At 74.6% G+C, this 10,279-nt stretch carries 13 protein-coding genes; 4 read left to right on the forward strand and 9 right to left on the reverse strand.

All coding sequences use genetic code 11. The annotated features are described in order from the left end of the window. Window positions 1–136: 136 nt before the first annotated feature. Window positions 137–802, reverse strand: coding sequence for a response regulator transcription factor (locus VR45_RS36725; RefSeq protein WP_045944272.1), 666 nt, complete (start codon window positions 800–802; stop codon window positions 137–139). A gap of 121 nt (window positions 803–923) precedes the next feature. On the opposite strand from VR45_RS36725, the gene VR45_RS36730 reads away from it, so the two are divergent. Continuing rightward, window positions 924–2,126 carry a benzoate/H(+) symporter BenE family transporter gene (locus VR45_RS36730; RefSeq protein WP_045944273.1) on the forward strand — a complete coding sequence of 401 codons (1,203 nt, stop codon included), beginning with the start codon at window positions 924–926 and terminating at the stop codon, window positions 2,124–2,126. Between the two features lie 314 nt (window positions 2,127–2,440). Next, entirely contained in the window at window positions 2,441–3,037 is a 597-nt protein-coding gene (locus VR45_RS36735; RefSeq protein WP_045944274.1) for a choice-of-anchor C family protein, read from the forward strand. A 61-nt stretch (window positions 3,038–3,098) separates the two neighbouring features. Here the strand turns inward: VR45_RS36735 and VR45_RS36740 are convergent, their stop codons facing one another. The 5 genes from VR45_RS36740 to VR45_RS36760 form a co-directional block, all read right to left on the reverse strand. Next, complete coding sequence (locus VR45_RS36740; RefSeq protein WP_045944275.1) at window positions 3,099–3,437, reverse strand: hypothetical protein; 339 nt, start codon at window positions 3,435–3,437, stop codon at window positions 3,099–3,101. 43 nt (window positions 3,438–3,480) lie between these two features. Beyond that, window positions 3,481–3,810, reverse strand: a complete 330-nt coding sequence (locus tag VR45_RS36745) for a hypothetical protein (protein WP_052709661.1) — start codon at window positions 3,808–3,810, stop codon at window positions 3,481–3,483. Window positions 3,811–3,976: 166 nt separating this feature from the next. Further along, window positions 3,977–4,795 (reverse strand): maleylpyruvate isomerase family mycothiol-dependent enzyme, encoded by an 819-nt coding sequence (locus tag VR45_RS36750; protein WP_078897305.1) that lies wholly within the window; start codon window positions 4,793–4,795, stop codon window positions 3,977–3,979. Window positions 4,796–4,875: 80 nt separating this feature from the next. After that, on the reverse strand, window positions 4,876–5,202 hold the full coding sequence (locus tag VR45_RS36755) for a type II toxin-antitoxin system PemK/MazF family toxin (protein ID WP_045944276.1): 327 nt from the start codon (window positions 5,200–5,202) through the stop codon (window positions 4,876–4,878). After that, a complete protein-coding gene (locus VR45_RS36760; RefSeq protein WP_159394492.1) occupies window positions 5,199–5,438 on the reverse strand; it encodes a hypothetical protein in 240 nt (79 codons plus the stop codon). Before VR45_RS36760 ends, VR45_RS36755 begins: the two co-directional genes overlap by 4 nt. 224 nt (window positions 5,439–5,662) lie before the next feature. Here VR45_RS36760 and VR45_RS36765 point away from each other — a divergent pair, with 224 nt between their 5' ends. Further along, window positions 5,663–6,103, forward strand: coding sequence for a hypothetical protein (locus VR45_RS36765; protein WP_045944278.1), 441 nt, complete (start codon window positions 5,663–5,665; stop codon window positions 6,101–6,103). A gap of 48 nt (window positions 6,104–6,151) precedes the next feature. On the opposite strand, the gene VR45_RS36770 is transcribed toward VR45_RS36765, so the two are convergent. The 3 genes from VR45_RS36770 to VR45_RS36780 all read right to left on the reverse strand — a co-directional run bounded on the left by VR45_RS36770 (window position 6,152) and on the right by VR45_RS36780 (window position 9,467). After that, window positions 6,152–7,540 (reverse strand): cytochrome P450, encoded by a 1,389-nt coding sequence (locus tag VR45_RS36770; protein ID WP_045944284.1) that lies wholly within the window; start codon window positions 7,538–7,540, stop codon window positions 6,152–6,154. A gap of 97 nt (window positions 7,541–7,637) precedes the next feature. Continuing rightward, complete coding sequence (locus tag VR45_RS36775; protein ID WP_045944279.1) at window positions 7,638–8,312, reverse strand: GPP34 family phosphoprotein; 675 nt, start codon at window positions 8,310–8,312, stop codon at window positions 7,638–7,640. A gap of 108 nt (window positions 8,313–8,420) precedes the next feature. Then, a complete protein-coding gene (locus VR45_RS36780; RefSeq protein ID WP_234326519.1) occupies window positions 8,421–9,467 on the reverse strand; it encodes a polysaccharide deacetylase family protein in 1,047 nt (348 codons plus the stop codon). A gap of 255 nt (window positions 9,468–9,722) precedes the next feature. Between VR45_RS36780 and VR45_RS36785 the strand changes: the two genes are divergently transcribed. Further along, window positions 9,723–10,196, forward strand: a complete 474-nt coding sequence (locus tag VR45_RS36785) for a GNAT family N-acetyltransferase (RefSeq protein WP_045944281.1) — start codon at window positions 9,723–9,725, stop codon at window positions 10,194–10,196. The last annotated feature ends 83 nt before the right edge of the window (window positions 10,197–10,279 follow it).

Below are 10,279 nucleotides of genomic sequence, written 5' to 3' on the forward strand. Positions count from 1 at the left end.
GATGTGTATAAGAGACAGGGCCTGGCCGGTCTGACCGAGCGGCTGGCGGCGGTGGACGGGGTGCTGCGGGTGGACAGCCCGCCCGGCGGGCCCACCACGGTCACGGCCGAGCTCCCGGCGGCCCTGTGAGACGTCGTCACCCCTCCTGGTCGGCCAGGTACGCGAGGACGGCCTTCACCCGCCGGTTGTCCACGTCCGTCGCGGGCAGGTCGAACTTGGTGAAGACAGCGGCCACGTGCTTCTCCACCGCCCGCTCGGACACCACCAGCAGCGTGGCGATCGAGCGGTTGGAGTGGCCCTGCGCCATCAGCTCCAGCACCTCGCGCTCGCGCGGCGTGAGGGTGTCCACCAGGCGCCGCCGCGCGCCGCGCATCAGCCGGGTGACCACCTCCGGGTCGAGCGCCGTCCCGCCGTCGGCGACGCGGTGCAGCGCGTCCATGAACTCCGAGGTCCGGGCGACGCGTTCCTTCAGCAGGTAGCCGATACCCGCGGCGCCGCCGGCCAGCAGCCGGGCCGCCCAGGCCGTCTCGACGTGCTGGGAGAACACCAGGATGCCCGTCCCCGGGTCGGTCGAACGGATCTCGACGGCGGCCCGGATCCCCTCGTCGGTGTGGGTGGGCGGCATCCGGATGTCCACCACGGCGACGTCCGGCCGGTGCTCGGCCACCGCGGCGAGCAGCTCGGGCGCCGTCCCGGCCGTGGCCACCACCTCGCACCCCCGCGCGCCGAGCAGCTCGACCATGCCGTCCCGGAGGATGACGGAGTCCTCGGCCAGTACCACGCGCAACCGCTTGTCGATCATGACGCCATTATCGGGTCCGCCGGATCCGGCCCGGGAGCCGCAGGTGGGCAGGCCGGCCCGGGCGCGGACGGGTCCGGGCCCGGGCCGATCCGCGCTCGGGCGGGTTCGGGATACTGCCGGGATGACAAACGAACTGACGGCCCGGCCGGAGACGGTGGCGGACGGGGACGGGGAGCGTCGGGCGCTGCGGCGGGATGTGTCGGGGCCGGCGCTGCTGGCGGGCCTGGTGTGCGTCGCGGTGTCGTTCTCCGGGCCCCTGGTGGTGGTGCTCGCGGCGGCGGCCGCCGGGCGGCTGGACGCGGCGCAGACGGCCTCCTGGATCTGGGCGGTGGCGATCGGCAGCGGGGTGAGCGGCTTCGCGCTGAGCTGGTGGACGCGGACGCCGGTGGTCACGGCCTGGTCGACGCCCGGGGCCGCGCTGCTGGTGACCAGCCTGGGCGACTACCCGTACCGGGAGGCGATCGGGGCGTTCCTGGTGAGCGCGGTGACGGTGACGCTGTTCGGGGTGACCGGGTGGTTCGGGCGGCTGATCGCCGCGGTGCCGGTGGGGATCGTGAACGCGATGCTGGCGGGCATCCTGTTCTCCTTCGGCGCCGGGATCTTCGGTGCCGTGCACAGCGCGCCGACGCTGGTGGTCGGTGCCTTCGCGGCGTTCCTGGTGGCCAAGCGGTTCGCGCCCCGGTACGCCGTGCCGGTGGCGCTGCTGGCCGGCGGGGTGCTGGCGGCGCTGACGGTCGGGCTGCCGCTGCGCCTGGGNCCGGCGTTCTCCTGGTCGGCCCTGGTCGGTCTGGCGCTGCCGCTGACGATCGTGACCCTGGCCTCGCAGAACGCGCCGGGTCTCGGGGTGATGCGGGCCTTCGGCTACCGGGCGGACGACCGGCTGCTGATCGGTTCGACCGGCGCGATATCGGTGCTGATGGCGCCGTTCGGCTCGCCTGGGGTCAATCTGGCCGCGATCACGGCGGCGATCTGCTCGGGCCCGGAGGCGCACCCGGATCCACGCCGCCGGTATGTGGCGGCGATGTCCTCGGGTGCGCTGTACGTGCTCGTGGGCAGTTTCGGCGGGGTGCTGGTGAGTCTGTTCACCGGGCTGCCGAAGGAACTGATCGCGGTGATCGCCGGGGTCGCGCTGCTGGCCTCGCTGCAGGGCAGCCTGGCGGCGGCGGTCGCCGAGGAGCGCGGGCGGGACGCGGCGATGGTGACGTTCCTGGCGAGCGCCTCGGGGATGAGCCTGTTCGGTATCGGCTCGGCGTTCTGGGGGCTGGTGTTCGGGCTCGGTACCCACCTGGTCCTGGACGCCCGGCGGGGCGGCGGGCAGCGGTAGCGGTAGCGGCGGCAGCGGCGGGCAGCGAAAAGCACTGCGGCAGCGGAGTGCGCGGCACGGGAGGGGCGTGCACGAATCGTTCCGCTCCCCGGGAGGCGCCCCGGCCGGGGCGGGTCCCAGGTACCGCGGCCGTGCCGGCCGGGCGGGACCGGCCCGAAGCGGTCGAAACCGGCGTGCGAGAGCACGGACACGAGCCGGGCGCGACACCGGGCGCCACCTGCCCGGCCTTGGCAGGGATCACCGCGACGGCGGACGCTCTGTGCACAGCCGATCATCGGCTGATCCCACTCACAGTCAGCCCCGGGAGGGCACCCATGTCGTTCTCGCGCACCCGCATCGCCGCCGTCGCCCTGCTCGTCGCCGGCGCCACCGCCCTGGCCGTCCCCGCCCAGGCGGCCGGCGGCAACCGGGCGCTCAGCCGGTTCGACGACGGCAGCTTCGAGACGCCCAAGGCCCCCGCGAACTCCTACATCCCGCTGACCGCCGGTCAGACCATCGGCCCGTGGAGCGTCGCGAGCGGCAGCGTCGACCTGATCGGCGCCGGCTTCTGGCAGGCCGCCGAGGGCGACCAGTCGGTGGACCTCAACGGCTCCAACGCCGGCACCGTCACCCAGAGCTTCACCACCGTCCCGGGCACCACCTACTCGGTCACCTACTCCCTGGCCGGCAACCCGGCGGGCGCGCCGGCCCTGAAGACCGGCCGGGCGCTGGTCGACGGCCAGAACTTCCAGGACTTCTCCTTCGACGTCACCGGCCGGACGTTCGCCGCCATGGGCTACGTGGGCCGTCAGTTCACCTTCGTCGCGCAGGGCGCGTCGACCACCCTGGGCTTCACCAGCACCGTCGGCGGGGCGTACGGGCCGGTCGTCGACAACGTGCAGGTGAAGGAGTGCAAGCCCTGTTGCGGCTGACCGGGCCGCTCCACGAGCGCGGGGGCCCGGTGGTGCGGCCGCACCACCGGGCCCCGCACGTTCAGCGGGTGCAGCTGATCGCGGCGTTCGCCCCGTAGTAGCCGGGGGCGAGCCGGTAGGACTCGGCGAACAGCAGCACGCACTGCTCGTTGAGGAAGCCGCTGAGCAGCGCACTGTGGCGAGCCTGCGTCTCGGCCTCGCGCTTCGCCTTCTTGGGGCTGTTCTCGTAGGCGGAGCCCGTGAACCTCTGCGTCTCCTGCGCGACGGCCGCCGTGGCCGCGCCGGTGCGGGTGCCGGTGGTGGCGGTGGTGGCGGTGGTGGCGTGTGCGGCGGTCGGCACGAGCGCCGCCAGACCCGCGAGGACGAGCGCGGCCGCGCCCCGGACGAACATCGACGTCATCTCAGTGGTCCTGCTTTCCTTCTCGGTGGACATCGGGGGTGGGTCAGCGCTGGCAGAACACCTCGGCGACCACCGAGTACGCACCGGTGCCGGTCGGCTTGATGTCGGTGCCGCGCAGGTAGCACTGGCTCCGCAGCCAGCCGGCCCGCTGCGCCTTCGCGAAGGCCGCTTCGGCCGCGTTGGACACCGCCGCGGACTGCGTGTAGCCGTAGCCGTTGGCCGTGAAGTACGCCGACTCGGTCGCGGCGGTCGCGGAGACCCCGGCGGGGGCTGCGGGGGTGGCCTCGGCGGCGGCGACACCGCCGAGCAGGCAGGCCGAGGCCGCGACCGCCACGACGGTGGCGCGCAGACGGAGCGAGGAAGAACGGCTCACGGGAACTCCTCCAGAGCGGATCCGATGGTCACGACACCGACCCCGCGCCCCGGACGATCGCCGGGGCGGAGTCGGCAACATCAGTCTCCGTGTACGGAGTTCGGCCGGACAAAGCCCTTCGAGCACCGTCGAATACGGACTCCGGACGCCCGGCCGGGAAGCGCCCTCAGGGCGCGGCGAACAGCCCTGGGAAGGAGGAGGCCAGCCACGGCCGACGGCCCCAGGCCAGCACCTTGCCCCGGCGGAGCGCGTCGGTGGCGGTGAAGCGGCCCAGCGCGATGAGGAGGAACGCCACCGGTTCGGTGAGGATGGTGCAGTCCGGACGGCGCGGCGGCTCCTGGCTCACCACGGCCGCACCGTCCGTGAAGGTGACCGCGAAACCGTCCAGGCCCCGCACCCGCAAGCGGTAGCAGGCGCTGTGGCCGGCCGCCGCCCGGGCGTCCACCACCAGCGGCATGGCCGTCCGCAGGAAGGGCATCGTCAGCCCGACCCGCCGCCGGTCGATCGGGTGCGGCCGCCCCAGCGCGACGGCGACGTCGTAGAGATGGCCCAGCATGTGGGTCAGCAGGTAGGCGCCGAGCGTGTCCAGGTCCATGCCGCCCAGCGGGGTCAGCACCGGTTCGCCGCCGCCGCGCGAGCCGGCCGCCGCGGTGAACCGCCGGGCCTGCCGGGCGATCTCCGCGCCGAGCACGGCCGGGTCCCGCTCCGGCCGCTCGGCCAGCGAGGCCGCGTTGGCCGCCGCCAGCGAGCCGGGGGTGCCGTCCCCGTACGGCCGGTCCGCGCCGGCCGCGAGTTCCGCCATCAGCTCGTTGGCCATCGCCAGGTGCGCGGCCGCCTCGGCGACCGTCCACTCCGCGCCGGGTATCGGGGTGGCGCCCCGACAGCCGTCGAGCAGGGCGACGGCCGCGTCACCGACCTCGGTGACCGCGTCGAACAGCGCGCCGCGCCCGGCGCCGGGCCCCTGCGCGGGGAACGGGAGAGTCATGGTGGTGAACCTTGGCCGACTCCCCCGCCCCTGTCCAGACCCGCGCCGCAGGCCGGGCCGCACCGCGAAGTACCTCAGGCTCACGGCAGGGCGAGGCGCAGCCGCTCGCTGACGGCGTGCATCGTCCGCTCGTCGAGCCGCTTCTCCTGCACCTCGACGTCGTAGAGGCCGGGGCGGATCGTGGTCACGAAGTCCGCCAGGACGTGACCGGCGACGTCGTCCACCGTGCACCCCTGGTGCGCACCGATGGAGACGGCCGTCGGCCACTCGTCCGAGCCGGTGCCGATCTGGGCGACGACGACGGTGTCCAGGACGGCGTTGCGGGTGTCGTTGGAGATCACCACCCACATCCCGCCCATGCCGTCGCGCCCGACGACGATCACGTCCCCGCGTCGCAGCGAGGTCACAGCGTCCCCTCCATGGCACTGACGGCGAAGTAGGTGGCCCGGTCGGCGAGCGCCGTCTCCTCGGCGCGTCCGAGCGTTCGGCTCATGTGGCGGTAGCCCGCCTCCAGGGTGACGGCCAGGGCCCGGTCGAGGGCGGCGATGTGGACGAAGCGCTTGACCGGGAGTCCGGCGGCGGCCGCCGCCCGCCGGATCCGGGTCAGCTCGGCCTCCGTGAAGGAGACGTTCAAGGCTGGCATGGCCATGACGGTACCGGCATCCGGTACCGGCGGCCAGGTGCCGTCGGCGCCTGCGGCGGGGCCCGCCCGGGTGTCAAGACACGGCGGCCGGTCCCCGACCCGGCCCGTGCCGGACATACCCGCCGTCCGGGCCCTCTTGACATCCCCGCCGGAGGTCGGCGGCTGCTCTCCTTGTGGAGGCACCACGGCCAGGCGCGTTCCTCACACCCGACAGGAGAACAGCCATGCCCATCCCCTACGCCCGCCAGGCACTGACCGCCCTCGCGACAGGGGCGGCCCTCGTCGGCGCCACCCTCACCGCCGCCGGACCGGCCTCCGCGGCCACCGAGCGGGCCGACTACCAGGTCGCCTGCGCGACCAGCAACTACCACTGGTGCGACGCGGTGAGCGCCAACGGCGAGTACGCGCAGATGAACGTGTACTGGGGCAGCGACGGCCACGAGTACATCGACGCGTTCTTCAACACCAACCACTACGGCCAGAACCTGTGGATCCTGACCTGGAACGGCAGCGGCTGGGACTGGGCCGGCGTCTCCGCCACCTACGACCGGCACGACGGCTTCTGGATGGCCGTCGACAACGGACGCTCCGACGCCGGCAAGACCATCAAGCTCGCCATCTACAACTGGGACACCGGCGGCTACATCTACACCAACGCGCACTGACCGCCTTCCGGAACGCGGCCCGCGCGCGCCGGCGCGGGCCGCATCGCCTCATTCCCCGGACGGAAGCGGAGGGCCGGGCCGGCTCCGCGGACGGCGGTCGAGGACGCGCAGGCGCAGCCGGTACGGCCGCAGGACGGTGGTCAGGCGCATCGGGCGGTCGTCGGAGCGGCGGCGGCCGGGCACCGCGACGGGGCGCCGACGCCCCAGCAGGGTGGCCAGCGCGATGGCGGCCTCGGTGCGGGCGAAGTCCGCGCCCAGGCACTGGCGCGGGCCGTTGGCGAAGCCGGCGAACGCCCAGCGCGGCAGCGCGGCGGCCCGCTCGGGCAGCCAGCGGTCCGGGTCGAAGCGGGCCGGGTCGGCGAAGATCCCGGAATGGTGGTGGGCGACGTACGGGCTCAGCACCACCTGGGTGCCGCGCGGCAGGGTGCGGCCGCCGAGCTCGGTGGTCCGGGTGCAGGTGCGCAGCAGGACCCAGCCCGGCGGGTGGAGCCGCAGGGCCTCGGTCAGCACCCGGTCGGTGTAAGGCAGTCGGGGCAGATCGCCCCACCCGGCGGGCCGACCGTCCGGCAGGGCCTCGTCGAGCTCGCGGTACAGGGCGGCGAGGACGTCCGGGTGGGCCGTCAGCAGGCGCAGGGTCCAGGAGAGCTGGGAGGCGGTGGTCTCGGTGCCGGCGAGCAGCATGGCGACGACCTGGTCGTGCAGTTCGGCGTCGGACAGCGCCGTGCCGTCCTCGTCGCGGGCGGCGACCAGGCCCGCCAGCAGGCCGGTGCGGTCGGCGCCGTGCGCCCGGTGGTCGCGCACCAGCTCGGTGACGGTGCTCCGCAGGGTGCGCACGGCCGCGCGGTAGCGGGGGCCGGCGGGCAGCCGGACCACCCGTCGCAGTGCTCCGGCGAACGCGGTCTCGAACGCCCGCTGGAGCCGGCCGGCCAGGACGTCCGGCACCTCGGTGCCGAGCAGGGTGCGCGTCACCACCCGGAGGGTGAAGCGGTAGCAGGACGGGAAGACGTCCACCACCTCGCCGGGCCGCCAGGAGTCGGCGAGCAGCGCCGCCTCCCGGGTCATCACCTCCGCGTACGCGGCGACCCGGTCGGGCCGGAACTCCGGTTGCAGCATCCGGCGTTGGCGCCGGTGGTCGGCGTGGGCGCAGGTCGCCACCCCGTTGCCGAGGATCTCCCGGAAGCGCCCGTAGATCGGGCCGCCCTTGTCGAAGGTGCGGTCGTCGGCGTAGACCTGCCGCAGCAGCTCGGGGTGGCAGGGCACCACCAGCCGGTTCGGCCCCAGCCGCAGGTCCACCAGGTCGCCGTGCCGGTGCAGCCCGGCCAGCAGGGCCGCCGGATCTCGCACCAGTGCGGGCAGGTGCCCGAGCAGCGGCACCGCCCCGGGCAGGCTCGCGTGGACGTAGGCGGGGGGCGCGGCATCCCGCGCGGACGAGGACACGTACAGCAGCGTAGACACGGCCGGGGGCGGGCGACAGTACCCGGGCGTCCGCCGCGCCCGGGTACGGCCCGGCCTCGAGGGCGGGGCGGGGGTGGGGTCAGGAGCCGGTCGCGGCGGCGGCTGCGGCGGTGGCCGCGGTGGTGGCGGCCAGGATCGCGACCTGGGTGGCGCGGATCGTCTCCTGGACGGCGTCCGCCGCCCACTGGCCCTCGGCGAGGGCGGCCATCCTCGGCTCGACGCGCTTGCGCGGCTGCCCGGGGAAGGCCAGCCGGTACAGGCGCGCGCCGTGCAGGAGGCCGATCAGGCCGGCGGTCCGCGCGTCCGGCTCGGCGTCGTTCAGCACGACCTCGTTCAGCCGCTCGCGCAGCTCGCGCTCGACCGTGCCGTCCGCCTCCGGGAAGCGGCGGACCGGGAAGAGTCCGAGCACCCGGTGCCGTTCCTCGGTGACGATGCCGCGCCCGCGCAGGCTCTCCAGGGCGGCCCCGACGCTCTTGGCCTGGTCCTTCCTCAGCCAGGCCGCCACCGTCGCGGACCTGGTGCTCCCGGCCCAGGCCGCGAGCGACTCCAGGCAGCCGTCCAGCAGCGGGTCTCCGGTCGACGCGGTGTCGACCACCTCCACCCGGCCGCCTTCGACGCGGATGCGCTCGGCGAGCGCCAGCTCCAGCAGCAGACCGCCGGCGACGATCCAGCCGACCGCCCAGCGGTCCTTGGCCTGACCGCTGTCGTCGTCCAACGACAGCAGCATGATCTCTTCGGCCAGCGTGACGTGCATGGTCAACCCCCGTGATCAAGGTACGAACGCCCGGCGCCGGGGACGGTGGCCTCCGGCCGGGACGATCGAACGATCGAGTGATGATAGATCATTTCGATCGGAAAGACCTCAGACGGGTCGAACCGGGCGGGCGGCGAGCAGGTCGTCGAGGCCGACGATCCGGTAGCCGCGCCGGCGCAGGCCGGTGATCACCTCGGGCAGCGCGGCGACGGTCTGCGAACGGTCGCCGCCGCCGTCGTGCATCAGCACCACCGAGCCCGGACCGACCGCGTCCAGCACCCGCTCCGCGACGACCCCGGGGCCGGGCCGGGACCAGTCCTTCGCGTCGACGTCCCACAGCACCGTCGTGAGGCCCGACCCGGCGACCGCCGTGAGGAGCTCCGGGCTGCGGCCGCCGTACGGGGGGCGCAGCCAGCGCGGCGGGCGGGTGCTCCCGCAGGCGCGGGCGAGGGCGTCGGCGGTGAAGCCGAGCTGCTCGCGGAGCCCGATCGGGCCGAGGTCCGGCAGATAGGCGTGGGACCAGCTGTGGTTGCCCAGGGTGTGGCCCTCGGCGGCGATCCGGCGGACCACCCCGGGGTGGGCCAGGGCGTGCAGGCCGATGCAGAAGAACGCGGCGGGGGCGTCGTACCGGGCGAGCACGTCCAGCACCTGCGGGGTGTACTCCGGGTGCGGGCCGTCGTCGAAGGTCAGCGCCACCAGCGGGTCGGCTCCTCCGCCTCCCGCCAACAGCAGCCCGCGTCCGGCGAGTTCGCGCTCGACTGGTCCGCTGGCCGCCTCCGCGGCGGCGATCCCGTCCTCGCGGCCGGTCATGGTCCAGCCGTCCGGCGGCAGCGCCGTCAGCGCCTCGGGGCGGGAGCGGCCGAGCGCGGCCAGGGCGCGCGCCGTCGTCCGACCGTCGGTCAGCAGCGGCGGGTCGGCCCGGAGTACGGGTATGCCGAGGGCGGCGAGCGGGGCGTCCATGATGCCGTTGGCGCTGTCGAGGACCACCGCGAAGCCGTCCGGCGACTCCCCCGCCAGCTCGGCCAGCCGCGCCAACGGCCGTTCCAGACCGCAGTGTTCGTACACCTCGTCCACCGCGTCCACCGCATCCGCCCCGGACGGCCCGTCCTCGGCGCCCGCCACGGCGATCCGGTAACCCTCACGCGTCAGACCCACACCTGCGAACCGCACTGTGCTGCGCCTCCCTTGGACCGTTCGAGACCGGCGGGACTGCTGCGCGACGGCTGCGGGCGGCTGCGCACGGCCGCCGCCGACGGCGGGCAGGCCAGATCATACGGACGCCGGGCCTCCGCGACGACAGGTACGGCAGGCAGCTTCCGGCCGAGGGGGCGGAGGTCGGAAGCGGAGTCCGGGGGGCGGAGTCCGAGGGCCGGGAAAACGGAAGGACGGGCGCCGGTTAGGGTCGGAGCCATGTCTACCGCTGCCCACACCCTGCGCCCCGCCACCCGCCGCGACCTGCCCGCGATCCTGGCCCTGCTGGCGGACGAGGACCGGGTGGTGGACCCGGCCACCGTCGTGGTGACGGAGGCGTACGAGCGCGCCTTCCACGCGATCGACACCGACCCGCGCAACGAGCTGCTCGTCCTGGCGGACACGGACGCAGACGCGGACGGCACCGTGGTCGGCTGCCTCCAGGCGACCTACATCCCGGGCCTCGGCAAGGGCGGCGCCGAGCGCGCACTGCTCGAAGCGGTGCGGATCCGCGCGGACCGGCGCGGGGGCGGCCTCGGCCGCATCCTGATGGCGCTCGCGATCGACAGGGCCCGTTCGCGCGACTGCGCGCTGGTCCAGCTGACCAGCAACAAGCAGCGCGAGGCCGCGCACCGCTTCTACGCCGGTCTGGGCTTCGTCCGCAGTCACGACGGGTTCAAGCTCGCGCTCTGAGGCCGGTGTTCCGTGCGCAGGGGGAAGCCGACCGGCGGAGAAGCGGCAGCGGAGCGGCCGGTTCCGGCCAGGCCGGGGTGGGG

This window comes from Streptomyces sp. NRRL S-495 (assembly GCF_000966955.1).
GTDB lineage: Bacteria > Actinomycetota > Actinomycetes > Streptomycetales > Streptomycetaceae > Kitasatospora > Kitasatospora purpeofusca.